The following is a 26,785-nucleotide window of genomic DNA, read 5'->3' on the forward strand; positions in this document are numbered from 1 at the left end:
TATTATCTGTGCTACTAGTTATGGTACAAGTAGTACAGGAGGTGCCGCATGCAGATCGCCATCGATCCCGTTTCGAACGTGCCGCTGTACCAGCAGCTGAGGGACCGGGTCGTCGAGGGGATCGCCTCGGGCGAGCTCTCGGCTGGCGAGCCGCTCGCACCGGTGCGACAGCTTGCCGCGCAGTTCGGCATCAACCCGGCAACCGTGGCAAAGGGGTACGACCTCCTGCGCGCGGAGGGCCTGCTGCTCACGCACCGCACGGCCGGGTCCGTCGTTGCCCGTGACCCCCGGAACGCCCCGTGGCACGCGGACGCTGAGGCCGACTGGTCGGCGCGCTTGCGAACACTGCTCGCCGAGGCCGTGGCACAGGGCATGCCCGATGACGGCATTCTTCAGCACGCTCGCAGCGCGCTGCAGACGTTCAGCGCAGCGCGGCCGACGAGCGACTCCACGACGAAGGAGGATTCCCGATGACCGTGTTCGCCTTCGGTTTCGTCATCGTGATCACCGCGTTCGTCGCCGCGATGTTCCTCGTGATGCCCGCCATGGTGCGACGCACGCTCCCGCTCGGCGTCAGCGTGCCGCAGAGCCACGTGAATGATCCCGTCGTGCGATCGTCCATCCGCAGGTATCGCTCGGGGATCGTCGCCGCGTGGGTGGTCAGCGTTCTCGTCTCTGCGCTGGCCTCGCCTGTTTCTTCGCAGCTCGTGCTCGCCGTCATGCCGTTGCTGTTCATCGCGTTGAGCGGTGTCGTCTACGTGGTGACACGGCGCAGCATCACGGCCGCCAAGCGCGAGGGCGCGTGGTACGAGGGGGCGACCACGAGGCTGGTCGCGGATGCTTCGCCGCGCCGCGTCGGACATCCGTCGGTCGCGTGGCTGGTCGCCTCGGTGCTCGTGGTGTGGGTGACCATCGCGATCGGAGTCGCCGTCTACCCGTCGCTGCCCGCTGTCATCCCGATCCACTGGGGTGGGGCCGGGCAGGTCAACGGCACGGCACCGAAATCGGTGTGGTCGGTATTCGGAGTCCCGCTCATCACGCTCGGCGTCATCGCGCTCTTCTACGGGATGTCGTGGCTGACACTGGTGACTCCACCGCGCTCTGTCGCCTCGGACACCCCGGAGCAGGCGGCTCGCCGCGCGGGGGCTCAGCGACACCTCGCCTCGGCCGGACTGGGCATCATGTCGCTCGTGCTCTCGATCGGGCTCGGGCTCACGACGATCGCCGGCTGGCTGGCGCCCGATTCCGACGCCGTGATGACCGCCGCGCTTCTCACGACGCTGGTGCTCGTTGTCGCCGCGGTGGCCGTCATCCTCGTGCGTTATTACCGGTCGATGTCGGCTTCCAGGGCGGCTGCGACGCAGACGGCATCCCGGTCAGTGCAAGGCGGACTCGAACGTGAACGGCCGGACGCCCCGGATGACGACCGCTACTGGAAGTTCGGCGCGGTGTACATCAACCGAGACGATCCGGCGACGTTCGTGCCCAAACGATTCGGTGTGGGCTGGACGGTCAACCTCGGCAGCCCGGGCGGCATCGTCTTCGCCGTGGTGATCGTGCTGATCATCCTCGGTGCCCTCGTCACCGTCGTCGTCGTTCCGGGGCTGCGATGAGCGCCGGCGAAGGGGCGGAGACGACCCCGCCCCAGACTGCCGCGCCAGAGCCGACCGCGCCCGCGCCGAACCACCCGTTCCCGACGAAGGTCCCGTGGATCTCCGTCGCCGCGTTCATCGTCATCGCCTACGGGCTCGCCTGGCTCGTCGCGCTACCGCTGTGGCTGAGTGGCGAAGGGCTTTCCACGCCGGGTGCGATCTTCCTCATCGTGCTCATGATGTACACGCCGGGTGCTGCAGCCCTGATCGTGGCGTTCTCCGTGCAACGCCCGCGACCGCGCCCGCTGCCGGAGTATCTGGGACTCTGGCCGCTGCGACCGGCGAAACGCGTGATCTGGCTGACGACCGCCGGTCTGCTCGGAAGCATCCTGCTCATCGTCGTCAGTGTGTTCGTGAGCGCCGCATTCGGCCTCGTGTCGCTCGACCTCGTGCACTTCTCCGGATTCGAGCAGACGCTGAACGCGGCGGCCGGCGGTGTGATCATCCCGATTCCGGTCGGCCTCCTGGTCGTCATCCAGCTCGTGTCACTGCCGTTCGCTTCGCTCTTCAACGCCTTCGCCACCATCGGCGAAGAGCTCGGTTGGCGTGGATGGCTGCTGCCCAGCCTTCGCCCGCTCGGCACCTGGCCCGCGCTCATCATCACCGGCATCGTGTGGGGTCTGTGGCACGCGCCGATCATCCTTCTCGGCTACGACTTCGACCAGCCGAATGCCTTCGGGGTGGTGATGATGGTCGGCGGATGCCTGTTCCTCGGCATTCTGATCGGCTGGTTGCGCCTGCGCTCCGGCTCGATCTGGCCGAGCGTCTTCGCGCACGCCGGCTTCAACGGTGCAGCGGGTTTCCTAGGCCTGGTGATCGCGGCGGGCGCCAAACCCGATCCGGTGATCGTCGGCGCCCTCGGCCTCGTACCGTGGCTCGTGATGGCGGTGATCATCGCGGTGCTGGCGGTGACGGGACAGTTCAGCAAGCAGCCGCGGTTGCTCAGGCGTTCGCGTACGGATGCATCCGCCGGTACCGCCGCGCGAGCACGGTGACCGCGATGCCGCCCGCGACGATCGCGACGGACGAGCCCAGCAGTACAGCGAGAGTGCCCTCGTTGCGCACCTCGGCGTTGCTCTCGAAGGCGAGCTCGTTCATCAGCAGTGACACGGTGAATCCGATCCCGCCCAGCGCAGCGACCACGAGAAAGCTGCCGAGCTGAGCCTTGGGGCGCGACTTCTTCGGGCCGACTTTCGTGCCGAGCCAGCCGCCGAACGTGATACCGATGAATTTTCCGACGGGGAGCGCCACGAGGATGCCCCAGAACGCCGGCGACAGAGCTCCGAGTCCCACGGACGGAATAGCGACGAGCGCTGCCGAGAACGCGAACAACGGCAGTATCAACCCGTTCGACCACGGCTCGAGTGCGTGCGTCACCCGGCGAGCCGGGGCACGTGACATCACGAGGCCGAGCGCAACGCCGGCGATTGTGGCGTGCACGCCGGAGTCGTGCACGAGTGCCCAGGTCAGAACGGCCAACAGCACCATGAGCACGCCGATCGGTGCCCGCATCCTGCCGTGCAGCAGCCTGCTCAGGAGCCCGAAAAGGGCGACGGTGACGACGGCGAGCGCGAGGTCGACGAGATTCGGATCGGTGGTGAAGAAGACGGCGATGATGATGATCGCCACGAGGTCGTCGAGCACCGCGAGGGCGAGGAGGAACACGCGCAGGCGGTTCGGCAATCCGCGTCCGAAGATGGCGAGAACGCCGAGCGCGAAGGCGATGTCCGTCGCGGTGGGCACCGGCCATCCGTCGGCGAATCCGGTCCCTGCCGTGAAGGCGAGGTAGACCAAGGCGGGCACGATCACACCGAACACCGCTGCGATCGCCGGATGCAGAGCCTTGCTCACCGAGTCGAGCTCGCCGACCGTCAGCTCGTGTCGTAGTTCGACCGCCACGATGAAGAAGAAGATCGCGAGCAGACCGTCGCTGATCCATCCGCCGATCGGCAGATCGAGGTGCAGCGCTGCTGGACCGACGTGGGTCTCCTTCAGGCCGAGCAGCGCCGGTCCTACAGGGGTGTTCGCCAGAACAAGACCGAGCACGGCGGCACCCAGCAGGATGCCGGCAGCGGCCCGCTCCGATCGGATCAGACTCACGGGGGCCTCAGCCCGCCGTCGGACCGACGATGCACATCACGTGCCCATCCGGGTCGTGAAGCACGGCCTGGCGTTCGCCCCACGGCTCGTCGCCCGGCCCGCGCACGGTCGTGCACCCTGCTACGGCAGCCTTCGCCGCGGCTTCGTCGACATCGTCGACGCCGAATGACGCGGAGACGCCGAATGACGCGGAGACGCCGAACTCGCCGGGGGTCGGCGGTCGCCGGTGCAGCATCACCTCGACGCCGCTCGCGTCGAGGCGTGCAACCTCGTCGTTCGACCATGTCACGGGAAGCCCCAGCGCATCGGAGTACACCGCCAGCGAACGCTCGAGGTCCGATACCGACACGATGATCCGTCGCACGCTGGTCACGGTCCCACCCTATGGCGCTGCCGTGACACGATGAACGGGACAGGACGAGCGAACGCGACAAGGGCAGACGTGGGGAGTGGCGATGACCGACCCGGACCCGACCGCTGATCCGACTACTGATCCGACCGCGGATGCGATCGCCGCGCCGCCGGTCGCGTCAGGGCCGTCGCGACTCGACGCCTTCGCCGATGCGATGGCATCCGTGCTCGAGAAGTGCGTCTGGTCGCAGACCATGACGCACGAGACGCTGGTGCCCTACCTCATCGAGGAGACGTACGAGCTCGTCGACGCCATCGAGGCCGGAACGACCGACGAGATCATCGAGGAATTGGGCGACGTGCTCTGGCAGGTCGCCTTCCACTCCGAGATCGCATCGCGCACGGCGGGGGAGCGGTTCGACATCGAGGATGTCGCAGAGCGCGTCACGGCGAAGATGGTGCGCAGGCATCCGCACGTCTTCGGCGACGAGGTGGCCGAAACCCCTGAGGACGTGCTGCGGCTGTGGACCGCCGCGAAAGCCGCCGAGAAGACGCAGCGTCGCAGCGTGCTCGACGGCATACCGCAGGGGATGCCGGCTCTCGCACTCGCCGACAAGGTGATCGGTCGTGCCGCCCGTGTCGGCATCGACGTCGAAACGACGGATGCCGTCACCTTCGCCGACGAGTCCGAGCTCGGCGCGAGGCTCCTCGCCATCGTGGCCGCCGCGCGCGCCAGCGACATCGATGCCGAACGCTCACTTCGACTGGCGGTGCGCACACTTCAAGCCGAGATCCGAGAGGTCGAAGGCAGCGCGACGACTGCTCACTGACCGCGCGTCACTGGGCAGCGACGGCTCCCGTCGACGTCGCCACGGGTGCCATCTGCTGCGCACGTCTGGCCGGCATCAGCAGCACAGCGACCAGCAACACGACCGCGACCACCGCGATCGCGAGGAACACCAGGTGTGTCGCGACCGCCAGCTGGGGCCCGTGCGGAGCCCCGTCGGCCCCGATCGTCGCGTTCGCATTGATGATCGCGCCGAACACGGCGACGCCGACAGCCGATCCGATCGAACGGGCGAACATGTTGGTGCCCGTCACGAGCCCGCGCTCTTGCCAGTCGACCGAGCTCTGGGCGGCGATCAGGGTCGGCACGGCCGTCAGGCCCATGCCTGCGCCGATCACGAAGCAGAACACGGCCACCAGCCAGATGGTGGTATGCGCCTCGAGGGTGAGCATCAGCAGAGTGCCGATGACGACGATCGACGATCCGATCACCGCCGTCCAGCGAAAGCCGATGCGCAGGTAGAACCGGCCGGCGATCGATGCCGTCAGCGGCCATCCCACGGTCAGGGCGGCCACCGCGAAACCGGCGATCAGCGCACTCATGCCGAGCACGTCCTGCGCGTAGATCGGAACGTAGGTCGTCAGACCGAGCACGATCGCGCCGATGATCAGCGATGCGATCGTGGATGCCCAGATGACGCGGCGTTTCAGCACCCCCAGCGGAATGATCGGATGCTGCGCCTTGCGTTCCACGAACACGAACGCGACGAGAGCCGCGGCACCCACCGCGAAGATCACGATCGACGCAGCGGAGTTCCACGCCCATGCCGTACCGCCCTCGAGCAGCCCCAGAATCACGAGGGCCGTGCCGACGGTCAGCAGCGCGGCGCCTGCATAGTCGATACGTGGCCTGGTGCGCTCGCCGTGCCGCTTCTCGGTGAACTTGCGCCAGAGCATCCATGCGGCGATGAGCGACAGCGGGATGTTGATGAAGAAGATCCAGCGCCAGCTCACGTATTCGCTGAACAAGCCGCCCAGCGTCGGACCGACGACGGCCGAGATCCCCCACACGCTGGCGAGGTAGCCCTGCGTCTTCGCACGTTCCTTCAGCGTGTAGATGTCGCTCGCGATGGTCATGCTCATCGGCAGAACGGCGCCGGCACCGAGACCCTGCACGACACGGGATGCGATGAGCACCGGCATCGACCACGCGAACCCGCACAGGATCGACCCGAGAAGGAAGAGCCCGATGCCGATCAGCATCAGGCGCTTGCGGCCGAAGAAGTCGGCGAGGCGTCCGTAGATCGGAACGGAGACCGCCTGCGCGAGCACGTAGATCGAGAAAAGCCAGGGGATCTGGGCGAAGTGCCCGAGATCCCGCGCGATCGATGTGGATGCCGTCGCGATGATCGTGGAGTCGAGTGCGACGAGAGCAGTCGCGAGCATGAGAGAAAGCAGAATCGGCCCGCGCTCGGAGCGCAGGCCGACGCTGCGGCGGGTCACAGTCGAATTCGCCGAGTTGTCAGACATCGCTATCTGCAATCCGGATGCCGCCTCCGCTATTCCCACTGAAAGAATGGATGCCATGGCACAACCCGTGAACCCGCCCCGTGGCATGCGCGACTTCCTCCCAGCCGACAAGGCGCGCCGCGAGCACGCGCTCGGCGTCATCCGCGACAGCTACCGGGCACAGGGCTTCGACGAGATCGAGACGCCCGTGATGGAGGATTCCTCGCGCCTGCACTCGGGACTCGGCGGCGACAACGAGAAGCTCGCGTTCGGCATCCTGCGCAGGGGTCTGAGCCCTGAGACGGTCGCGGAATACGCTGCTGTCGGCGATCTCGAGTCGCTCACCGACCTCGGGCTGCGGTTCGACCTGACGGTACCGCTCGCGCGGTTCTACGCCAGTCACCGGGCGGCTCTGTCGAGCGTGTTCAAGTCCATCCAGATCGCCCCGGTCTGGCGCGCGGAACGCCCTCAGAAGGGCCGGTACCGGCAGTTCGTGCAATGCGACATCGACATCATCGGGGATGCCGGTACCGTCGCCGAGATCGAGCTCATCGCTGCCACGATCGCGACGCTCGAGGCGCTGGGTCTGAACGGTTGCACGATCCGCATCAATCACAGAGCGATCCTGCGCGGGTTGATCGGCTCATGGGGCGTCGCCGAGTCGAACTACGAGCGCGCCATGATCACGATCGACAAGGAGGACAAGGTCGGCGTCGAGGGTGTCGTCGCGGAGCTCGTCGATCTCGGTCTCATCGACGAGTCGACTGCTGCGATCGCCGCTGAGAACCTGTCGGGACTGCCCGACGACGGCTGGGGCCTTCTCGACGACGAGAACGGCACCGCGCTTCCGTGGCTCGACGCGGATGCCTACCGCGAGCTGCACGCCATCCGCGACGCCGTGGCCGCGATCACCCCGGCAGCTCCTCTCGTGTTCTCGCACAATCTGGTGCGCGGCATGGGCTACTACACGGGCGCGATCTTCGAGATCCAGCACCCGAAATTCGGCTATTCGCTCGGCGGTGGCGGACGCTACGACGGCATGATCGGCCGATTCCTCGGCACCGACGTTCCCGCCGTCGGCTTCTCGCTCGGCTTCGAACGCATCGTCGACCTGGTCGACATTCCCGAGCGGACCGACGCCGACTCCGTGGTGCTGGTGTACGACCGCGACGTCGAGGCGACCACGCTGTTCCGTCTCAAGCGGGACCTGGTGTCCAGCGGTGCCAGGGTGCGCATCGAGAAACGCGTGAAGAACCTGAAGCCACTGCTGGAACGGCTGACGGATGCCGGCTACACCCGGTTCGCCGCCGTGACCCCCCAGGTGCACGAAGTCGCCGACCTTCAGTACCGCCCGCTCGGCTGAGCTGTCTCGCGCTACCGCACCCCCTCCGCGCGCAGCGCCCGCAGCGTCGCGTCCACCCGTGCGAACACGTCTTCGTCGACGGTGACGCCGCCGTAGCGCAGCGCGAGCACGGCGGCGCCGGCTGTTCCGTCGGCGACGGAGCGCACGTCGGTGACGCCCGGAACTCCTTCGCTGTCGAGTCCGAGCGCGCTGAGAACGCCGCCTCCGCACACGACGGGACCGTGAACATCCGCGGACGCCACTGCGCCCAGCGTCGTCTTCAGCGCGGAGCGGGCATCCAGCGTGATCGACCGCGCAACGACGTCATCGCCGACCGCGAAGACGAGCGGCGCGAACGTCGCCAGCTCGATCGGGCGCAACGAGTACACCGCATCGAGCAGCTGACGCAGCGACTCCGGACGCCCGTCCTCGGTGATCTCGGCTTCCGAGGCGATGCCGAGCGTGCCGAGAAGCAGCGGAGTGAGTGCCGTGTGCTGCCCGCGGGCGTCGAGCTCGGCCGCTACGGCCCGCACCACCCTCCGGCCGAGCCAGAAGCCGGAACCGGCGTCGCCGAGCAGCCATCCGAGGCCATCGGATGCGACCTCCAGACGCCCGTCGTGCACGCGGATCGCTGCGGCACCGGTCCCCGCAACGATCGCGTAGCCGTCGGGCTCCCAGGCGCCGGAGCAGAACGTTGCGAGCAGGTCCGACTCGAGTTCGACGGGTCCCTCGACACCGACTCGGATGAGCGCAGACGTGATCCACTCGGTCGAGACGTACGTGCGGGACCCGGCCATCGCGAGCACCGCTGCATCGATGCCCTGGTGCGTTCCTGCGCGGTCGAGTGCGGCCGACACGGCGGTCACGACTTCACGCGAGGCATGTTCCGTGCCTGATGAGATGGGATTTCCCGCCCCACCGACTCCAAATCCGAGGCATTCGCCTTCGCGGGTGAGCACGACGGCGCGCGTCGAAGTTCCGCCGGCGTCGACGGCGAGCAGATTTCCCATAGATCACTTTTCTGTTTCAGGACTTGAATTCCGGCTCGTACAGTCCTGATAATACTTTTCAACCATCCCCCACTGAAGTGAGACGGATTTTCACGTGAACGTTGCGTCAGACCTGGCCAGCGCGTCGAACGACCCGGCGCAGGCTCCTGCCGCTGTCAACGGCCCGGGGGTTGGTATGCGCATCCAGTCTCGACTTCCGCAGATGTCGCAGGCAATGGCCAAAATCGCCGCGGTCCTGCTCGACTCGCCGGATGCCCCGCTCCGGCTCTCGATCACCGAGCTCGCCGAATCCGCCGGCACCTCGCCCGCGACGGTCACCCGTTTCTGCCGCACGATCGGCTTCTCCGGCTACGTGCCGCTGCGCGTCGCCGTCGCGTCGGATGTCGGCCGCGAGCGAGCGCGCGAGACCTGGAGCGAAGACATCGGCCGTGCATTCGGTCCGGACGATTCGCCCACCGAGGTGATGAGCACGCTCCTGGCTGCGCACACTCGATCGCTGCACGAGACGGCCGACCTGGTCGACCTGGCCAGGCTCGAGCGCATCGCCGCGCGCGTCGCCACCAGCGAGCACGTCGACCTGTACGGCATCGGCGGCAGCGCGACGATGGCGGAGGAGATGCAGTCGCGGCTCTATCGCATCGGCATCAACTCGCACTACTGGCCAGAGGTGCACACCGGGTTGACCAGTGCCGCGTTACAGGACGAGCACTGCGTCGCGATCGGAATCTCGAACACGGGCCGCACAGAAGAGACCATCCAGATGCTCGAGTGCGCCAGGTCGACCGGCGCACTCACGGTGGCCGTCACGAACTCGCCGGATTCGCCCTTGGCTCGCATCGCCGACGAGCACATCGTCACCCTGGCGCTCGAGCAGTTCCTCCAGCCGGACGACCTCTCGGCCAAACACTCGCAGCTCTTCGTGCTCGACCTGCTCTACCTGCTGGTCGCCCAGAAGAACTTCGGCCGCACGACCACCACGCTCGCGGCATCCGCTCTCGCGGTCGCCCCGCACCGCAGATCGGCGAGGCCGCGACGTGCGCATGACCCCATCCAGCACCACAAGGAGAATGCATGACTCGCCTCTATGACGACTTCCTCACCGAAGCCACCACCCGGCTGAATGCACTAGCGGCCGAGGCGGATGCCGGTGCGCTCGATCCCGCGATCGACCTCCTCGTCGACGCGATCGCCGCAGGTGGTGTCTTGCAGGCGTTCGGAACCGGGCACTCCGAGGCGTTCGCCATGGAGATCGCAGGCCGCGCCGGCGGGCTCATCCCGACGAACAGGATCGCGCTCCGAGACGTGGTGCTGCACGGCGACCGCGGGGTCGACATCCTCGGCGGGAGCGCACTCGAGCGCGACCCGGCCGTTGTCGACGAGCTGTTCGAGCTCTCTCCGGTCGGCGCGGCCGATGTGTTCCTCATCGCGTCGAATTCTGGCGTGAACGGCTCCATCGTCGGCATGGCGTTGAAGGCGAAGGAGACGGGGCACAAGGTCATCGCCGTCACGAGCATCCAGCACACCGATGCGGTCGAGCCGAAGCATCCCAGCGGGCTGAAGCTGCGCGACATCGCCGACATCGTCATCGACAACAAGGCTCCGTATGGTGACGCGACCCTCGATCTGGGCGACGGACTGCGCGTGGGCGCCATCTCGTCGATCACAGCGGCATTCATCGCGCAACTGCTCACGATCGCCGTGTCGGAGCGTATCGCCGCATCGGGCACGACGCCCCCCGTCTACATCTCCGCCAACATCCCCGGCGGCGATGAACACAACAAAGCCCTTGAAGACCTGTACAAAGACCGCATCAGCCGCACCGCTTGACGGCGCGCCGGGCGATCATCCGAGAAGCACCACCCAACACCACGAGAAAAACGAAAGGCAGCATTCGAATGAGCACAGAGAGTAGAGGACTCGATCGGCGCAACTTCTTGCGCGGCGCGTTCGCAGCGGCGGTCGCCATTCCGATCACCGTTTCGCTCGCGTCCTGCTCCAGCGGCAGCGGCGGCGGAACCAGCGGAGGCGGCACCAAATCGGCGACGAACCCGTTCGGCATCAAGGAGAGCTCCAGCATCGAGGCCGTGATCTTCAACGGCGGCTACGGCTACGACTACGTGACGTTCGCGGCGAAGATCGTCGACAAGAAGTGGAAGACCACGTCGAAGGTCACTCCGCAGACGAACATCGCGCAGTCCCTTCAGCCGCGATTCGTCGGCGGCAACCCGCCGGACCTCATCGACAACTCGGGTGCGAACCAGATCGGCTTCAACACGATCCTGAAGAGCCTCGAGACCCTCGATGACGTGTTCGAGGCGAACAACTACGAAGGCAAGAAGATCGCCGACACGCTCTACCCGGGCGTGAAGACTCCAGGCACCTTCGACAAGAAGTTCGTCGCGATGAACTACGTCATGACGGTGTACGCGATCTGGTACTCGGCGACCCTCTTCGACGAGAACGGCTGGAAGCCGCCGAAGACCTGGGACGAGGCGCTCGAACTGGGTGCCAAGGCCAAGGCCAAGGGCAAGTACCTGTTCGTCTGGGGCAAGGAAGCCGCAACGTACTACCTCACGATGGCGCTCGACTCGGCCATCAAGGAGGGCGGCCTCGACGTCATGAACGCGGTCAACAACCTCGAGAAGAACGCCTGGTCGCAGAAGCCGATCCAGGATGTCTTCGGCAAGCTTGAGCAGATCGTCAAGAACGGCTACTTCATTCCGGGTGGCGCGGGAACCCAGTTCACCGCCGCCCAGGCGAAGTGGAGCAACGACCAGCAGGCGCTGCTGTACCCGTCGGGCGGTTGGATCGAGAACGAGATGAAGAAGGCGACGGCCGCCAACTTCAAGATGACCGGTTCGCCCGAGCCGACGGTGACCGACAGCCCCGCGTTGCCGTTCGAGGCGTTGCGAGCAGCGGCCGGCGAGCCGTACATCGTGCCGTCGCAGGGCAAGAATGTGGCCGGTGGCAAGGAGATCATGCGGGCCATGCTCTCCAAGGATGCCGCCACGAACTTCTCGAAGGAGAAGCTCGCGCCGACGATCGTCAAGGGTCTCGTGCCCGCCGACGGGTTCGGATCGACGGCTCTTGTCTCTCAGACGAAGATGCTCGATGCCGCAGGCACCAACATCTTCGACTGGGAGTTCGCGAGCCTGTACGGCCTCAACACCGACCAGCTCGTGATCTGGAACTCGTTCCTCTCCGGGCAGGCAACGGCCGCACAGCTGACCACCCAGATGCAGGCGATCTCCGACAAGGCCGCGGCATCGAAGTGACCCAGGCAACCAGCACCACGGCGCCGGGAGGGCGGGTTTCCCCGCCTTCCCGGCGTCGCCGCGTCAAGAAGCTGACGTTCGATCGCGTCAGCTTCATGGCGGTGTTCTTGATTCTTCCGCTGGCGATCTTCCTGATCTTCGTGATCTGGCCGTTCGTACAGGCGTTGTACTACTCGCTGACGGATTGGGGCGGGTTCTCGCCCACGATGAATTTCATCGGCTTCACGAATTTCGTGAACCTCTTCCAAGACTCGACGTTCATGCAGGCCGTGTTCAACTGCATCCTCTTGGGCATCATCGTGCCGTTGGTGACGATCGTGGTCGCACTGATCATCTCGAGCGTCGTGACCGTGGCGGGTCCGAGCAAGGGGCAGATCCGCGGCGTCAAAGGCTCCGGGTTCTACCGCACCGTCTCGTTCTTCCCCTACTGCATCCCGGCCATCGTGGTCGGTCTGATCTGGGCAGAGGTCTACGATCCCAGCGCCGGTCTGCTGAACGGGTTTTTGACCGCGATCGGATTGCATCAGTTCACGAACTTCGCCTGGTTGGGCGAGGTGGCAACGGCCATGCCGGCGTCGATGTTCGTCATCATCTGGGGCTTCATCGGCTTCTACACGGTGCTGTTCGTGGCGGCGATCAAGAGTATCCCGGCCGAGACCTACGAAGCGGCACGGCTGGATGGTGCTGGACGCTTCCGCACAGCTGTGTCGATCACGATCCCCTCGATTCGCGACAACATCCAGACGGCATACATCTATCTCGGCATCGCGGCACTGGATTCGTTCGTGTACATGTCGGCGCTGTTCCCGAACGCGGGCGGCCCGGCGAATACGACACTGGTCATCAGCCAGGATCTGTTCAACACGGCGTTCCGTAAGGGACAGTTCGGGTACGCGACGGCAATGGGCGTCGTGCTCGCCGCGATCACGCTGATCTTCGCCGGGATCGTGTTCGGAGTGAACAGGTTGAGCAAGGGTCGAGAGGAGGGCCGGTCATGACCGCGACGGTCGAAACAGCGAAGGCCGGCACGCGCAGGGTCAAGCTCGGCGGCAACAAGCAGAAGCTCACCGGTGGCGACATCGCCGCCGGTACCACGTCGCACGTCCTGCTGATCGCGTGGTCGTTGATCGTGGCGATCCCGTTGTTGTGGGTGTTCCTGTCGTCGTTCAAGACGACGAAGGAGATCCTGGATTCCCCCTTCGGCCTGCCGAAGAAGCTGGACTTCTCCAACTACGTGAACGCCTGGAACGGGTCGGGCATCGGCTCGTACTTCGTCAACACGTTGATCGTGGTCGGCTGCGCGCTGGTGATCGTGATGATCCTCGGCGCGATGTGCGCGTACGTGCTCGCCCGCTTCAAGTTCTTCGGGGCGCGAGCGATCTACTGGCTGATGCTGGCCGGATTGACGTTCCCGCCGTTCTTGGCGATCGTGCCGTTGTTCAAGATCCTGCAGGGCATCGGACTGCTGAACACTTTGCCGGGGCTGATCCTCACGTACGTCGCGTTCGCGCTGCCGTTCACCGTGTTCTTCCTGTACTCCTTCTTTCAGGGGTTGCCGGATGAGATCTACGAGGCAGCGCAGGTCGACGGCGCGAGCGAATGGCGCACCTTCTTCCAGGTGATGCTTCCGATGGCGACTCCCGGCATGGCCGCGGTTGCGATCTTCAACTTCCTCGGCTTGTGGAACCAGTTCCTCCTGCCGGTGGCGTTGAACTCGAACCAGTCCAACTATGTGCTCACTCAGGGCATGGCGCAGTTCGCCTCTCAGGCGGGCTACTCGGTCGACTTCGGCGCGCTCTACGCCGCCGTGGTCATCACCGTCATCCCCGTGCTGATCGTCTACGTGTTCTTCCAGCGTCAGCTCCAGGGTTCGGTGAGTCAGGGAACCAACAAGTAAGGCGCATCGACGGTGCGGAAAGGGCGGTCGCCTCGGGGCGATCGCCCTTTCGGTGCGCGGCTAGACTGAGCGCGCGGACCTCGGGTCCGCATTCCCAGGTCGGCGGTGCTGCCGGCCACGCCCTGAGAAGAACTGAAAAAGGAGATCCCTGTGTCTTTGATCGAGGCTGTAGGCGCTCGCGAGATTCTGGATTCGCGCGGCAACCCGACCGTCGAGGTCGAGGTATTGCTCGACGACGGCACGGTGTCGCGGGCTGCCGTTCCCTCCGGTGCGTCTACCGGTGCCTTCGAAGCCTACGAGCTGCGTGACGGCGACAAGTCCCGCTATGGCGGCAAGGGCGTCGAGAAGGCTGTCGACGCGGTGCTCGACGATCTCGGGCCGGCGATCGAGGGCTTCGACGCATCCGATCAGCGTGGCGTCGACGTCGCACTCATCGAGGTGGACGGCACCGAGAACAAGAGTCGGGTCGGCGCGAACGCGATTCTCGGTGTGAGCCTCGCCGTCGCGCGTGCCGCTGCGGATGCCGCGGATCTGCCGTTGTTCCGTTATGTCGGCGGCCCGAACGCGCACGTGCTTCCCGTTCCGCTGTTCAACGTCATCAACGGCGGGGAGCACGCCGACAATGGCATCGACATGCAGGAGTTCTTCCTCGCACCGATCGGCGCGTCCAGCTTCCGCGAGGCGCTCCGCTGGGGTGCCGAGACCTACCACGTGCTCAAGTCCGAGCTCAAGGCAGCCGGTTTCAGCACGGGGCTGGGCGACGAGGGCGGCTTCGCCCCCGACCTGCCGAGCAACCGCGAGGGCCTCGATTTCCTCGTGAAGGCGATCGAGAAGGCCGGCTTCACGCCGGGCTCCGACATTGCGCTGGGACTGGATGCCGCAGCCACGGAGTTCTTCGACGACGGCGTCTACACGCTCGACAAGAAGCAGTGGTCGGCGCCCGAACTCATCGACTACTACTCGGATCTCGTGGACTCCTACCCGATCCTCACCATCGAGGACGCTCTTGCTGAGGACGACTGGGAGAACTGGAAGCTGCTCACCGACAAGCTCGGTTCGAAGATCCAGCTCGTCGGAGACGACCTGTTCGTCACGAACCCGAAGCGCCTCGCCAAGGGCATCGAGTTGGGCGTTGCGAACTCCCTGCTCGTCAAGGTCAATCAGATCGGCACCCTGTCGGAGACTCTCGACGCCGTCGAGCTGGCTCACCGCTCCGGGTACACGACGATGTTCTCCCACCGATCGGGGGAGACCGAAGACACCACGATCGCCGACCTCGTGGTCGCGGTGAACTCCGGCCAGATCAAGAGCGGTGCCCCTGCACGCAGCGAGCGAGTCGCGAAGTACAACCAGCTCCTGCGCATCGAGGAAGAACTCGACACGGCAGCGGTCTACGCCGGACGCGGCGCGTTCCCGCGCTTCACGGCGTAGTTCGGTCGCGTCGGGGCGGTCGTGCGAGAAGCTTGAGCAATGGCCGCCCCGAACCGCCGCGTGTCTGCGAAATGGCTGCGCGGCATCCGATTCTCCTGGTTCAGCTTCGTGATGCTGGGCCTTGTCGTGATGGGCGTTCTCGTGATCGCGCCGACACTTCACCTGTACATCGATCAGCAACACGAGATCGCGGGCCTCGAGAAGAGCAACGCCGATACGGCAGCGAAGGTCTCGGATCTGAAGAAACAGGAGTCCGATTGGAAGGACCCCGACTACATCAGGGCGCAGGCCAGAGACCGACTGCTTTTCGTGATGCCGGGGGAGACCAGCTATCTTGTCATCGACGATCGCCCGCCGGCACCGAAGAAGGATGCCACCGAAGTGAGCACGAACATCCAGTCGACCAAGAGCGACTGGTTGGAGTCGCTGGCCGGGTCGTTCTTGACGGCGGGACTGACCGATCAGACCGCCGATCAGCTCACGAAGTGACTCCATGACAACACCACCGTTCGATCCGGTGTCGGAACGCGACATCGAGATCGTCTCTGCGCAGCTGGGGCGCCCGGCGCGCGGCGTGGTCGGAATCGCGGCGCGCTGCGTCTGCGGAGCCCCGACCGTCGTCGCGACGGCGCCCCGGCTCCCGCAAGGCACGCCGTTCCCCACGCTGTACTACCTGAGCCACCCGGCTGCGACGGCGGCGATGTCGCGCCTGGAGGCATCCGGTGTCATGGCCGAGTTCACGCAGCTGCTCGACGACGACGAAGATGTGAGGGCGGCATACGACGTCGCCCATCACGCATACCTCGCCGATCGCGACCGCATCGATCATGTGGAAGAGATCGTCGGATTCTCCGCAGGCGGCATGCCCACCAGGGTGAAATGCCTGCACGCGCTCGCGGCGCATTCGCTGGCCGCAGGACCGGGCGTGAACCCGATCGGCGACCTGGCCCTGGCGCGCGCCGATTGGTCGCCGGATGCCTGTGAATGTGCTGACTACCTCGTGCGGTAGATTAGAACCATACTTTTCGTTTCAAGGAGACGCTGTACTGTGCCCAAAATCCTGATCGTCGGCGGCGGCTACGCCGGTTTCTACACCGCTTGGAAACTCGAGAAGTGGCTGCGCAAAGGCGAGGCAGAGGTCACGCTCGTCGACCCGCTGCCCTACATGACGTACCAGCCGTTCCTTCCCGAGGTCGCCGCCGGTGAGATCGAGCCGCGTCACGCGGTCGTCGGCCACCGTCGTCACCTGAAGAAGACGAACATCATCTCGGCGAAGGTCACCTACGTGAACCACGCAGAGAAGAAGGCGACCATCACGCCGGCCATCGGCGAGCCGTGGGAATTCGAGTACGACCAGGTCGTCATCACCGCCGGTGCCGTCAGCCGCACGTTCCCGATTCCGGGCGTCGCCGACGAAGCCATCGGCCTGAAGAACATCGAAGAGGCGGTCGCCATCCGCGACCGTGTGCTCGGCAACTTCGACAAGGCTGCGGCTCTTCCCGCAGGTCCTGAGCGCGAGCGCTTGCTCACGTTCGTCGTCATCGGCGGCGGTTTCGCTGGCATCGAGATCTTCGCTGAGCTTCGTGCATTTGCGAGCGCACTGCTCGAGCAGTACCCGCAGATCACGTTCGAAGAGACGCACTTCCACCTCATCGAGGCCATGGGGCGCATCATGCCCGAGGTTTCGCTGCCCACCAGCCACTGGGTGATCAAGAACCTCGCAGAGCGTGGCGCGGAGATCCATCTCGAGACGCAGCTCTCCAGCGCGGTCGACGGACACATCGAGCTGTCCACCGGCGAGAGCTTCGACGCCGACCTGATCGTGTGGACCGCCGGCGTGATGGCGAACCCCGAGATCGTGCGTCACACCGACTTGCCGATCGAGGAGCGCGGGCGGCTGCGGGTTCGTGCCGATCTGCGCGTCGGCACCGATGACGACGTCATCGCGGATGCCTGGGGCTGTGGTGACGTCGCGGCCGTTCCCGACCTCACGGGCATGGGCGTCGGCGGCTACTGCGTTCCGAACGCCCAGCACGCCGTTCGTCAGGCGAAGCTGCTCGCGAAGAACATCGTCGCGACGATGCGCGGCGAGGGCATCAAGGAGTACTTCCACAAGAGCCTCGGCGCTGTGGCGGGCCTCGGCCTCGGTATCGGCGTGTACCAGTACCGCAAGATCGCGGTGAAGGGCTTGATCGCCTGGTTCATGCACCGCGGATACCACGGTCTGGCCATGCCGAGCTGGGAGCGCAAGTGGCGCGTGATCGGCGACTGGTGGCTGGACTTCTGGCTCGGTCGTGACAACGTGTCGCTCGCCGCGGTGCAGACTCCGCGCGCGGTGTTCGAGGAGTTCGCCTCGCGTCCGAAGCCGCAGGTCGAAGCCGCCGCGCCGAAGGCCGACGAGAAGCCGAAGGCTGATGAGAAGGCCGCGAAGGCATCCGTCGCGGGCTGAGCATCGAGATCGTACGAAACGACCGCGCGGGCACCGTCCCGCGCGGTCGTTTCGTTTCTGTGCTCGGCTAGCCTGAGTAATCGAACGGGAGCCCCCGTAGCCCAATCGGCAGAGGCAGGCGACTTAAAATCGCTTCAGTCTGGGTTCGAGTCCCAGCGGGGGCACGAGTTGAGCGGCGTGGCCGCGAGCACAGCGATTGAGCCGAGAGAAACGAATGTCAGGAGCCGCCGCGCTCCTGCAGCTCCGTGACCAGTTTCTGGATTCGCCTCGCGCGAGTGTCCGCGCCCTTGGCCTCCTCGATCACCCGCACCTGCTGGCGTCGCTGACCGACCGTCAACCGGTCGAAGGCCTCGCGCGCCGTGCCATCGGCATCCAGCGCGTCATGGAGTTCCTGCGGCTCGGTCACCGTCTGCGGCTCTGTGTCGAGTTCGAGCTCGACGACGACCACTTCACCGATCACGACACCGGATGCCTGCCGGTTCGCATTGCTCAGCCCGATGAGCTCGCGGCCGCTCATCAACGCCACCCTGGTGCGCCACGAGTGCCCGTTGATCGTGACGATCACCCTCGGCCGCTTGCCGGCCCCAAGGGCTTCGACGGCCCCCGGCGCGATCTCCAGCCCCCTCATGGGCTCCTGGGGCTCCACCGTCGCCTGAAATTCCACGTCGCACCTCCACGTTGCGGGCACGCTCCCGGTGTTCTCCATGATGACAGGGATGCGACAGAGCGTGGTGCCTCGAGCCGGGCCGGGCAGCGGATGTCCGCCGCCCGCGGCTCACGCCTCACGCCCCTGCGCCGCCGTCGACCGGCAGAATCGCGCCCGTCACCATCGATGCGCGGTCGCTGAGCAGCCACGCAGCAGCCTCGGCGACCTCGCGGGGCTGAGCCATCCGACCGAGTGGAATGGCCGACTTCACCTGATCGAGGATGCCGGGAGTCGCGACCTCCCACGCGTCCATCATCTCCGTCGCGGTGCCGCCGGGCGTGATGCCGTTGACGCGAATGCCGTCTTTCGCCCAGCTCACCGCTGCGGTCTCCGTGAGGCTGTTGAGTGCGCGCTTCATGGCGCCGTACGCCGGCAGTGCGGGGTTGGCGCGTCGGCTGCCGATGCTGGAGGTGTTGACGATGGCTCCTCCTCCCGTGCGGCGCATGAGCGCGGCCTCTGCGGTCATGGCCGTCCAGTGCGCGCGGAAGTTCACGGCGAACTGCAGATCGATGTCGTCATCGCTCGTCGCGTCGAGCGGTCCCGGCTGCTGGCCGGATGCTCCGTTGTTGAATGCTCCGTCGAGCCGTCCGTGCAACTCAGCGACGCGGTCCACTGCACCACGGATGCTCGCCCGGTCGGCGAGGTCGAGTGCGAGGGATGCGGCGCTGCCGCCGTTGTCACGAATCTGCGTGGCGATCGCGTCGAGAGCATCCGTGCTGCGGGCGGCGAGCACGACGGTGGCGCCCTCTCTCGCGAAGAGACGAGCGGCGGCGGCGCCGATGCCCCGGCTGGCGCCGGTGATGAGAATCACCTTGTCGGTGAGAAGGCCGAGAGCGATTGAGTCGATGTCGTGTGTCATGCAGACAGCGTGAACCCGACCGGGGCGCCGCATGCAGGCACAGACGGTACCAGGATGAACGGCCGCGCCGCGCGCACACTTGGAGTATGGACAAGCAGGAGCTCGGAGTGTTCCTCCGCACGCGGCGCGAACGGCTCCGGCCGGAGGATGTCGGTCTCTCTTCGGGTCCGCGGCGCAGGACACCGGGTCTTCGTCGTGAGGAGACCGCGGTGCTCGCGCACATCTCGACCGAGTACTACGTGCGCCTCGAGCAGGGGAGAGCACCCCGTCCGTCCGGCGAGGTCCTCGCCGGGATAGCGGCGGCGCTGCGCCTCACCGACGCGGAGTCCGATAACCTTCACCGCCTCGCAGGCACGGCGCCGAGCCGCACCGGGCTGCATCCGCGCGACGTGCGCCCGAGCATCCTCGCGGTTCTCGAGCGAATGCCGCAGACGGCCGCGATCGTGATGTCCGCTATCTTCGAGGTGCTGGCGTGGAACGATCTCGCGGCCGCCCTGATGACGGACTTCTCGGCTCTCGCTCCCGAGGAGCGCAACCTCGCCCGCCTCGCGTTCCTCGCACCGCCGAGCTCAGGCAGCCCGCTGTTCGGGGTCTCCGACGCGACCGAGTTCCGGCAGCACGTTGTGATGGAGCTCGAGGGCGTCCTCGCCAGATACCCGGCCGACCCGGCCGTGGTCGGACTGATCGAGGAACTCCGGGAGGGGAGCGAGGAGTTCGCCCGGCTCTGGGAGCGACATGACGTGCAATCGGGCCCGACGCTCCGCAAGACGTTCACGAACACCGCGGTCGGAGACGTGACCGTCGACTGCGACGTGCTCGCACTCGCCGACCGCGATCAGCATCTCGTGCTGTACACGGCGCCGGTCGGTTCTCGTGACGCGGATGCCCTGGCACTCCTGAGCGTGCTCGGCACGCAGAGCATCGAGGCCGGCAGGCACTTCTGACCGCCTGAGCGGCCTCCGTGGCCTCGTGGTCGGCTGGCGGAGGGTTCATCGTTGGCGTGCGGCTGGCTCCCATTTCGTGCATACTTGGTCAATTGACCCAGTTCCGCCCGATGGAGAGCAGAGCGACAGATGACCACGACCGAGTTCGCACCACCAGGTACGCGCCGATGACGCGCATGTCGATCGCCGAGCGTCGCAGCGCGCTCGTCGCAGCAGCCCTTCGCGTCATCGCGGAGCAGGGCGTCCACGCAGCCACGACGCGGGCCATCTCGGCTGAGGCCGACATGCCACAGGCGTCGTTCCACTACGCGTTCGAATCCCGCGACGAACTGATGCGCGAGGTCGTGCGCCACGTCGTGGAGCGCGAGGAGAGCTCGATACTCCCGGCGATCGCTCCCCAATCCGCCCCCGAGAACATGCGGGATGCCCTGCGCAGCGGACTTCGACACTACTTCGCCGGCGTCACGTCCGATCCGGATCACGAGCGCGCGATGTTCGAGCTCGCACTGTATTCGCAGCGCACGTCGGGGCCGGAGCGACTGGCCGCGCGGCAGTATGCGAGCTATTTCGAGCTCGCGGAGGCATCGTTGAGGTCCGCGGAGCAGCTGGTCGGCGCGCGCTGGACTGTGCCGATCGACGAGGTGGCGAAGGTGCTCGTCGGATTCACCGACGGGCTCACCACCACCTGGCTCGCCACTCACGACGACGAAGCAGCGCATCGTTTCATCGACGTCGCAGCGGATGCCGTCGCACGACTGAGCGAGCCCGTCTCGCCCTCCGAGACGACGCACGATGAGCCCTCGGCTTCGCTTGCGAGCGGGGCACGCGCATGACCGCCGGGAACGCGGCGCTGCCGGGTGCGCCGCTCACCGTCGCCGTCTTCGCCGAGCCGGTCCGGCGCGTCGGCGGTCGCTGGATAGCTGCCTTCGCCCTCGCCTGGTTCGGGGTCTGGATGGCGCAGCTCACCCCCGTGCAGCTGCTGCTTCCGACACAGATCCAGGAGCAGCTGAGGACGGATGACTGGGTGCAGAACGTGGTCGCGTTCGGCATCATCTCGGGCATCTCCGCACTGTTCGCGATCGTCGCGTTCCCCGTGACCGGCGCTCTCTCAGACCGAACGACGAGCAGGTTCGGACGGCGTCGACCGTGGATTCTCGCCGGCGCTGTTCTGTTCGCCGTCGCCCTCCTCCTCCTCGGAGCACAGACGACCATGGTCGGCATCGGCGTCTTCTGGTGCCTCGCCCTGACCGGATTCTGCGTGCTCACAGCTGCTCTCACGGCCACGATCAGCGACCAGGTGCCGGTCGATCAACGCGGGTACGTCTCCGGATGGCTGTCCGCCCCGCAAGCGGTCGGAACCATCGCGGGCATCCTGCTCGTCACGATTCTCGCCCTGGGAACCTTCGCCGGCTACACGGCGATGGCGGTGCTGCTCGTCGTCTTCGTCGTGCCGTTCCTCTTCATTCCGGATGCCGTGCTGCTGCCCTCCCAGCGCGCCCCGTGGTCCATGCGCGCCATGATCGACTCGCTCTGGATCAGTCCGAAGCGCTATCCGGACTTCGGCTGGACGCTGCTCAGCCGGGTGCTCGTCAACTTCGGCAACGCGTTCGGCACGAGCCTTCTGCTCTACTTCCTCGAGTTCGGCCTGCACGACAAACACGCCCAGGACGATCTCATCGTGCTCGTCCTGATCTACATGGTCTTCGTGATCATCGCGGCACTCGTGCTCGGCAAGCTCTCCGACGTGCTCGGCAGACGCAAGGCGTTCGTCTTCCTGTCGTCGGCACTCCAGGCGGTCGCCGCGATCATCCTCGCCTTCGTCCCCACATTCGGCGTCACCATGGTCGCCGCCGGTCTGCTCGGCCTCGGCTACGGATGCTTCCTCGCCGTCGACCAGGCTCTCGCGACTCAGGTGCTTCCCGACCCCGAGACCAGGGGCAAAGACCTCGGCATCATGAACATCGCCACGGCGGTTCCGCAGGCCGCTGCACCGCTGATCGGCGCATTCATGGTGTTCGCCACCGGATTCATGGGCCTGTTCATCATGGCTGCCGTGTTCGCGTTCGCGGGCGCGGTCGCCGTCTCTCGAGTGAAAGCGGTGCGCTGATGTCCACCGGAATGGCCGCAAGCGCGGCGAAGGCATCCACGATCGACCTCTCCCTGCCGCCCGAGGCATCCCGCAGGCGCTGGGGCAACGCGGCGCTGTACTGGCCGTCGCTGACTGCCGCGACCGCGCACCTCGACGCGCCGGTCGCCGTTCTCGAGCTCGACGCGTTGCGTGCCAATGCACACGACATGCTGCGCCGTGCGGCGGGCACGCCGATCAGGGTCGCGTCCAAGTCCGTGCGCGTGCGATCCGTGGTCGACGCCGTGCTGGCGCTGCCCGGCTATCACGGGGTGCTCGCTTATACGCTCGCCGAGGGCCTCTGGCTGGCAGAGGGCGACAAAGAGCACGCCCCGATCGAGGATGTCGTCATCGGCTATCCGACGGCCGACAAGTCCGCGCTTCGGCGTCTGGCATCCTCGCCCGAACTCGCCTCCCGCGTCACGCTGATGGTCGACTCGGTCGACCACCTCGACTTCATCGACCGCGTCGTCGCCCCCGACAAGCGCGAGACGATCCGCGTCGCCCTCGAGCTGGATGCCTCCTGGTACGGCCCGGTCGGACGCATCGGCGTGTTCCGCTCGCCCGTGCACTCCGCGGAGCAGGCCGCCACGTTGGCCGCACGCATCGCCTCGCGCGCGGGCTTCTCGCTCGTCGGCATGATGGCCTACGAGGCTCAGATCGCCGGCCAAGGGGATGCCCCGGCCGGCCGGCCCGGGTACGCCGCGACAGTGCGTTGGATGCAGCGCAACTCGAAGGCGGAGCTGAAGGAGCGCAGGGCGGCCGCGGTCGAGGCGGTACGTGGAATCGCCGACCTCCAGTTCGTGAACGGCGGCGGCACCGGCTCGCTCGAGTACACCTCGTCCGACTCTTCGGTCACGGAGATCGCCGCAGGCAGCGGTCTGCTCGGTGGCCACCTCTTCGACAACTACCGTTCGTTCGCTCCCGCGCCCGCAGCGGCGTTCGCGCTCGACGTGGTACGCAAGGCCGAGCCCGGAAACGCGACGATCCTCGGTGCGGGGTGGGTGGCATCCGGCCCGCCCGCCGTCGACAGACTGCCCCGCATCACCTGGCCGACCGGGTTGCGCATGGCGCCGAGAGAGATGGCGGGCGAGGTGCAGACGCCGGTCACCGGACCGAATGCCGCCGGGCTGCGGCTCAGCGATCGGGTGTGGTTCCGGCACACCAAGTCGGGCGAGCTCAGCGAGCACGTGAACGAGTTCGTGCTCGTCGAGGGCGCAGCGGTGGTCGGTTCGACACCGACCTACCGCGGCGACGGCAAGGCGTTCCTGTGACCGCGACCGGCGCCAAGTGGCGTAACTGGGGCCGCAGTCAGAAGATCAGGCCGGCGCACGTCGAGCGGCCGAAGGACACCGCCGCCGTGCAGCGCGCCGTCTCCTCGGCGGCCGACCGCGGCCTGCACGTCAAGCCGGTCGGCGCTGGACACAGCTTCTCGGGCATCGCCGTCGCTCCCGGTGTGCTGCTCGACCTCTACGAGCTGAGCGGCGTCGTCGCGGTGGACGAGGCATCCGGTCGCGTCACCCTCGGTGCGGGAACGAACCTCTTCAGGCTGCCAGAGCTGCTTGCCCCGTACGGGCTCGCGCTGGAGAACATGGGCGACATCGACCGGCAGACGATCGCCGGCGCCACGTCGACGGGGACCCACGGCACCGGCGGTCGCTTCGGCGGACTCGCCACCCAGATCGTCGCAGCGACCCTGGTCATCGGTGACGGATCCGTGCTGCACGTCAGCGAGACCGAGAACGCAGAGCTGCTGCCTGCTGTGCGTCTCGGCCTCGGTGCGTTGGGCGTGCTCGTCGACATCACCGTGCAGTGCGTTCCGGCGTTCCTTCTGCACGCGGTGGAGGCATCCGAGCCTCGCGAGGCGGTTCTGGATGCCTACCTCGACCGCTCCGCGAACGAGGACCATTTCGAGTTCTACTGGTTCCCGCACACGGATGTCGCCGTCACGAAGACCAACACCAGGCTGCCCATCGACGAGGCGCGGCACCCGCGTGGCAGGTTCAGCGCCTGGGTCGAAGACGAGCTGCTTGCGAACGGCGCCTACCGCGGAATCTGTGCGATCGGCTCCGTCGTGCCCGCGATCGTTCCGCCCGTCAACCGCCTGGCCGGCAGGCTGATGGGCAACGGCGAGTTCACCGACCTCTCGCCTCGGGTGTTCGTGACCGATCGCGGCGTACGGTTCCGTGAGATGGAGTACGCGTTGCCTCGCGAGGCCGTGCCGGCAGCGCTTCGCGAAGTCGACGCCCTCATCCGTGATCGCGGCTGGCGCATCTCGTTCCCCGTCGAGGTGCGATCCGCCGCGGCAGACGGGAACTGGATGTCGACTGCTCACGGTCGTGACACCGGTTACATCGCCGTCCACAGGTACTTTCGCGAGGACCCGACCGAATACTTCGCCGCCGTCGAGGCGATCATGCGCGCCAACGAAGGACGCCCGCACTGGGGGAAGATGCACACCCGCACGATCGAAGACCTGCGGCCCGTCTATCCGCGGTTCGACGACTTCGTCGCGGTGCGCGATCGGCTCGACCCGGCCGGCGTCTTCGAGAACGGCTACCTCCGAAGCGTTCTCGGTCCGGTGCGCGTTACTGCGACGTGAGCCGAGCGAGCATCTTTCGGCCGCACGGAGGGCATCCAGCGTTCACCACGACAGGGCTCGGCTGACCCCTAGCTTCGAGTGTCGTGGGAACGGCCCGACCGCTGAGCGACGGCCGGTAGGATGGCCCGGTATCGTCCCCCGACACGCCCGCCGGTCCCCAAGGAGTTGCCTGCCATGGAATGGCTGATCCCCGTCATCATCATCGTCGTGATTCTGGTGATCATCGGCATCTACTTCTGGGCGACCTACAACTCGCTGGTCACGCTCAATGTGCGGGTCGACGAGGCGTGGAGCGACATCACGGTGCAGCTCAAGCGCCGTGCCGACCTCATCCCAAACCTCATCGAGACGGTCAAGGGCTACGCCGCCCACGAGAAGAACGTGTTCGAAGACGTCACGAAGGCTCGTGCGGAGACGCTGTCGGCGCAGGGCCCGGCCGAGGCATCCGCTGCAGAGAATCACATCCAGTCGGCGCTGAAGAGCATCTTCGCCGTTGCCGAGGCGTACCCGCAATTGCAGGCGAGTCAGAACTTCCTGCGCCTGCAGTCCGACCTGGTCGACACAGAAGACAAGATCCAGGCTGCGCGTCGCTTCTACAACGGCGGAGTGCGCGAGTTCAACACGAAGATCAAGGTCTTCCCGAACAACATCTTCGCCAAGCGTCTCGGGTTCTCTGCGCGCGATTTCTTCGAGGTCGCGGATGCGAACGCGATCGCCGAGCCGCCGCGCGTGCAGTTCTAGTCGGCACCGAATCGATCGACAGCACGACAGCCGAACGCAGGGCATCCGTGGAGCACAGGGGACCCGTCTATGTATAGGGCCATCGCCGCGAACAAGCGGAACACCGTCTTCATCATCATCATCTTCCTGATCATCATCGGGCTGATCGGATGGCTCGCAAGCTGGCTCTTCAACAGCTGGGCGATCCTGATCATCGTGATGGTCGTCGCCGTGCTGTACGCGCTGATCCAGTACTTCTCGGCGTCCGGTCAAGCCGTCGCGGCATCCGGCGCGGTGGAGATCCAGAAATCCGACAACCCTCGGCTGTGGAACGCGGTCGAGAACCTCTCCATCACCACGGGCACGCCGATGCCGAAGGTGTACATCATCAACGACCCGGCCCCGAACGCCTTCGCCACAGGCCGCGACCCGCAGCACGCCGTGGTCGCCGCGACCACCGGTCTGCTGGACATCATGGACGACCGTGAACTGCAGGGCGTCATGGCACACGAGATGGGACACGTTCGCAACTACGACATCCGGGTGTCGATGATCGTGTTCGGGCTGACCGTCGCCATCGGCCTCATCGCGGACATCCTGCTTCGCATCAGCATCTTCGGTGGCTTCGCGGGTGGCAACCGCAACAACAACAACGGTGGTGGCGGCGGCGGAAACCCGGTCCTGCTGATCATCGGCATCGTCGCACTCGTGCTCGCGCCGATCATGGCGTCGCTCGTGCAGTTGGCGGTGTCGCGCCAGCGCGAATACCTGGCCGATGCCACCAGCGCCATCACAACGCGCGACCCTGAGGAACTCATCAGCGCCCTGCAGAAACTCGAGCAGTACGGCCGCCCGATGCGCAAGCAGAACACGTCCATGGCGCATCTCTGGATCTCCAGCCCGCTCAAGCCGACGTTCATGAGCCGCCTCTTCTCCACCCACCCGCCCATCGAGCAGCGCATCGCGCGACTGCAGAAGATGGGGTCGCAGTTCTGAGTTGTCTTGCGAGCCCGTCCCTGCCGGGCGC

At 66.3% G+C, this 26,785-nt stretch carries 27 protein-coding genes and 1 tRNA gene; 22 read left to right on the plus strand and 6 right to left on the minus strand.

The window, feature by feature from the left end; translation table 11 throughout:
- Nucleotides 1-48 precede the first annotated feature (48 nt).
- The 3 genes from MJ603_RS12400 to MJ603_RS12410 are packed head-to-tail and all read left to right on the plus strand — an operon-like array spanning nt 49 to nt 2,647.
- Complete coding sequence (locus MJ603_RS12400; RefSeq protein ID WP_243064037.1) at nt 49-474, plus strand: GntR family transcriptional regulator; 426 nt, start codon at nt 49-51, stop codon at nt 472-474.
- Nucleotides 471-1,613 carry a DUF1648 domain-containing protein gene (locus MJ603_RS12405; protein WP_243064038.1) on the plus strand — a complete coding sequence of 381 codons (1,143 nt, stop codon included), beginning with the start codon at nt 471-473 and terminating at the stop codon, nt 1,611-1,613. Before MJ603_RS12400 ends, MJ603_RS12405 begins: the two co-directional genes overlap by 4 nt.
- Nucleotides 1,610-2,647 carry a CPBP family intramembrane glutamic endopeptidase gene (locus MJ603_RS12410; RefSeq protein WP_243064039.1) on the plus strand — a complete coding sequence of 346 codons (1,038 nt, stop codon included), beginning with the start codon at nt 1,610-1,612 and terminating at the stop codon, nt 2,645-2,647. The genes MJ603_RS12405 and MJ603_RS12410 overlap by 4 nt, the downstream gene beginning before the upstream one ends.
- On the opposite strand, the gene nhaA is transcribed toward MJ603_RS12410, so the two are convergent.
- Together nhaA and MJ603_RS12420 are read right to left on the minus strand one after the other, a co-directional pair.
- Nucleotides 2,595-3,752, minus strand: coding sequence for a Na+/H+ antiporter NhaA (gene nhaA / locus MJ603_RS12415; RefSeq protein WP_243064040.1), 1,158 nt, complete (start codon nt 3,750-3,752; stop codon nt 2,595-2,597). The genes MJ603_RS12410 and nhaA overlap by 53 nt on opposite strands.
- Nucleotides 3,753-3,759: 7 nt before the next feature.
- Nucleotides 3,760-4,125 carry a VOC family protein gene (locus MJ603_RS12420; protein WP_243064041.1) on the minus strand — a complete coding sequence of 122 codons (366 nt, stop codon included), beginning with the start codon at nt 4,123-4,125 and terminating at the stop codon, nt 3,760-3,762.
- Nucleotides 4,126-4,207: 82 nt separating this feature from the next.
- Here MJ603_RS12420 and MJ603_RS12425 point away from each other — a divergent pair, with 82 nt between their 5' ends.
- Entirely contained in the window at nt 4,208-4,933 is a 726-nt protein-coding gene (locus MJ603_RS12425; RefSeq protein ID WP_308220597.1) for a MazG family protein, read from the plus strand.
- 7 nt (nt 4,934-4,940) lie between these two features.
- Here MJ603_RS12425 and MJ603_RS12430 read toward each other — a convergent pair whose 3' ends face one another.
- Nucleotides 4,941-6,419: an MDR family MFS transporter gene (locus tag MJ603_RS12430; protein WP_243064275.1), complete on the minus strand. Its 1,479-nt coding sequence runs from the start codon at nt 6,417-6,419 to the stop codon at nt 4,941-4,943.
- Nucleotides 6,420-6,474: 55 nt separating this feature from the next.
- On the opposite strand from MJ603_RS12430, the gene hisS reads away from it, so the two are divergent.
- The gene (hisS, locus tag MJ603_RS12435) at nt 6,475-7,761 is read left to right on the plus strand and encodes a histidine--tRNA ligase (protein ID WP_243064042.1); all 1,287 of its coding nucleotides are present in this window, start codon (nt 6,475-6,477) and stop codon (nt 7,759-7,761) included.
- Between the two features lie 11 nt (nt 7,762-7,772).
- Here the strand turns inward: hisS and MJ603_RS12440 are convergent, their stop codons facing one another.
- A complete protein-coding gene (locus MJ603_RS12440; protein WP_243064043.1) occupies nt 7,773-8,750 on the minus strand; it encodes an N-acetylglucosamine kinase in 978 nt (325 codons plus the stop codon).
- A 175-nt stretch (nt 8,751-8,925) separates the two neighbouring features.
- Between MJ603_RS12440 and MJ603_RS12445 the strand changes: the two genes are divergently transcribed.
- The 10 genes from MJ603_RS12445 to MJ603_RS12490 all read left to right on the plus strand — a co-directional run bounded on the left by MJ603_RS12445 (nt 8,926) and on the right by MJ603_RS12490 (nt 17,966).
- Nucleotides 8,926-9,825: a MurR/RpiR family transcriptional regulator gene (locus tag MJ603_RS12445; RefSeq protein WP_279239364.1), complete on the plus strand. Its 900-nt coding sequence runs from the start codon at nt 8,926-8,928 to the stop codon at nt 9,823-9,825.
- Entirely contained in the window at nt 9,822-10,577 is a 756-nt protein-coding gene (locus MJ603_RS12450; RefSeq protein ID WP_243064045.1) for a sugar isomerase domain-containing protein, read from the plus strand. The genes MJ603_RS12445 and MJ603_RS12450 overlap by 4 nt, the downstream gene beginning before the upstream one ends.
- Before the next feature lie 68 nt (nt 10,578-10,645).
- Nucleotides 10,646-12,025, plus strand: coding sequence for an N-acetylglucosamine/diacetylchitobiose ABC transporter substrate-binding protein (gene ngcE, locus MJ603_RS12455; protein WP_243064046.1), 1,380 nt, complete (start codon nt 10,646-10,648; stop codon nt 12,023-12,025).
- Between the two features lie 95 nt (nt 12,026-12,120).
- Nucleotides 12,121-13,023 (plus strand): carbohydrate ABC transporter permease, encoded by a 903-nt coding sequence (locus MJ603_RS12460; protein WP_243064047.1) that lies wholly within the window; start codon nt 12,121-12,123, stop codon nt 13,021-13,023.
- Complete coding sequence (locus MJ603_RS12465) at nt 13,020-13,922, plus strand: carbohydrate ABC transporter permease (protein ID WP_243064048.1); 903 nt, start codon at nt 13,020-13,022, stop codon at nt 13,920-13,922. Before MJ603_RS12460 ends, MJ603_RS12465 begins: the two co-directional genes overlap by 4 nt.
- 150 nt (nt 13,923-14,072) lie before the next feature.
- A complete protein-coding gene (gene eno, locus MJ603_RS12470) occupies nt 14,073-15,353 on the plus strand; it encodes a phosphopyruvate hydratase (RefSeq protein WP_243064049.1) in 1,281 nt (426 codons plus the stop codon).
- 39 nt (nt 15,354-15,392) lie between these two features.
- Nucleotides 15,393-15,842 carry a septum formation initiator family protein gene (locus MJ603_RS12475; protein WP_243064050.1) on the plus strand — a complete coding sequence of 150 codons (450 nt, stop codon included), beginning with the start codon at nt 15,393-15,395 and terminating at the stop codon, nt 15,840-15,842.
- Nucleotides 15,843-15,846: 4 nt separating this feature from the next.
- A complete protein-coding gene (locus tag MJ603_RS12480; protein ID WP_243064051.1) occupies nt 15,847-16,362 on the plus strand; it encodes a DUF501 domain-containing protein in 516 nt (171 codons plus the stop codon).
- A 39-nt stretch (nt 16,363-16,401) separates the two neighbouring features.
- A complete protein-coding gene (locus MJ603_RS12485) occupies nt 16,402-17,802 on the plus strand; it encodes an FAD-dependent oxidoreductase (RefSeq protein ID WP_243064052.1) in 1,401 nt (466 codons plus the stop codon).
- A gap of 90 nt (nt 17,803-17,892) precedes the next feature.
- Nucleotides 17,893-17,966, plus strand: a tRNA-Leu gene (locus MJ603_RS12490).
- Nucleotides 17,967-18,019: 53 nt separating this feature from the next.
- Here MJ603_RS12490 and MJ603_RS12495 read toward each other — a convergent pair.
- On the minus strand, nt 18,020-18,508 hold the full coding sequence (locus tag MJ603_RS12495) for a YdeI/OmpD-associated family protein (protein ID WP_279239267.1): 489 nt from the start codon (nt 18,506-18,508) through the stop codon (nt 18,020-18,022).
- 76 nt (nt 18,509-18,584) lie between these two features.
- Complete coding sequence (locus MJ603_RS12500) at nt 18,585-19,367, minus strand: SDR family NAD(P)-dependent oxidoreductase (protein WP_243064054.1); 783 nt, start codon at nt 19,365-19,367, stop codon at nt 18,585-18,587.
- 86 nt (nt 19,368-19,453) lie between these two features.
- Between MJ603_RS12500 and MJ603_RS12505 the strand changes: the two genes are divergently transcribed.
- The 7 genes from MJ603_RS12505 to MJ603_RS12535 all read left to right on the plus strand — a co-directional run bounded on the left by MJ603_RS12505 (nt 19,454) and on the right by MJ603_RS12535 (nt 26,754).
- Nucleotides 19,454-20,311, plus strand: a complete 858-nt coding sequence (locus MJ603_RS12505; protein WP_243064055.1) for a helix-turn-helix transcriptional regulator — start codon at nt 19,454-19,456, stop codon at nt 20,309-20,311.
- A 167-nt stretch (nt 20,312-20,478) separates the two neighbouring features.
- A complete protein-coding gene (locus MJ603_RS12510) occupies nt 20,479-21,144 on the plus strand; it encodes a TetR/AcrR family transcriptional regulator (protein ID WP_243064056.1) in 666 nt (221 codons plus the stop codon).
- Entirely contained in the window at nt 21,141-22,418 is a 1,278-nt protein-coding gene (locus MJ603_RS12515) for an MFS transporter (protein WP_243064057.1), read from the plus strand. The genes MJ603_RS12510 and MJ603_RS12515 overlap by 4 nt, the downstream gene beginning before the upstream one ends.
- Entirely contained in the window at nt 22,418-23,710 is a 1,293-nt protein-coding gene (locus MJ603_RS12520; RefSeq protein ID WP_243064058.1) for an alanine racemase, read from the plus strand. Before MJ603_RS12515 ends, MJ603_RS12520 begins: the two co-directional genes overlap by 1 nt.
- Nucleotides 23,707-25,038: a D-arabinono-1,4-lactone oxidase gene (locus MJ603_RS12525; protein WP_243064059.1), complete on the plus strand. Its 1,332-nt coding sequence runs from the start codon at nt 23,707-23,709 to the stop codon at nt 25,036-25,038. Before MJ603_RS12520 ends, MJ603_RS12525 begins: the two co-directional genes overlap by 4 nt.
- A gap of 174 nt (nt 25,039-25,212) precedes the next feature.
- Entirely contained in the window at nt 25,213-25,779 is a 567-nt protein-coding gene (locus tag MJ603_RS12530; protein ID WP_243064060.1) for a LemA family protein, read from the plus strand.
- A gap of 69 nt (nt 25,780-25,848) precedes the next feature.
- On the plus strand, nt 25,849-26,754 hold the full coding sequence (locus MJ603_RS12535) for a M48 family metallopeptidase (RefSeq protein WP_243064061.1): 906 nt from the start codon (nt 25,849-25,851) through the stop codon (nt 26,752-26,754).
- The last annotated feature ends 31 nt before the right edge of the window (nt 26,755-26,785 follow it).

The organism is Humibacter sp. RRB41, from assembly GCF_022761015.1.
Lineage (GTDB): Bacteria > Actinomycetota > Actinomycetes > Actinomycetales > Microbacteriaceae > Humibacter.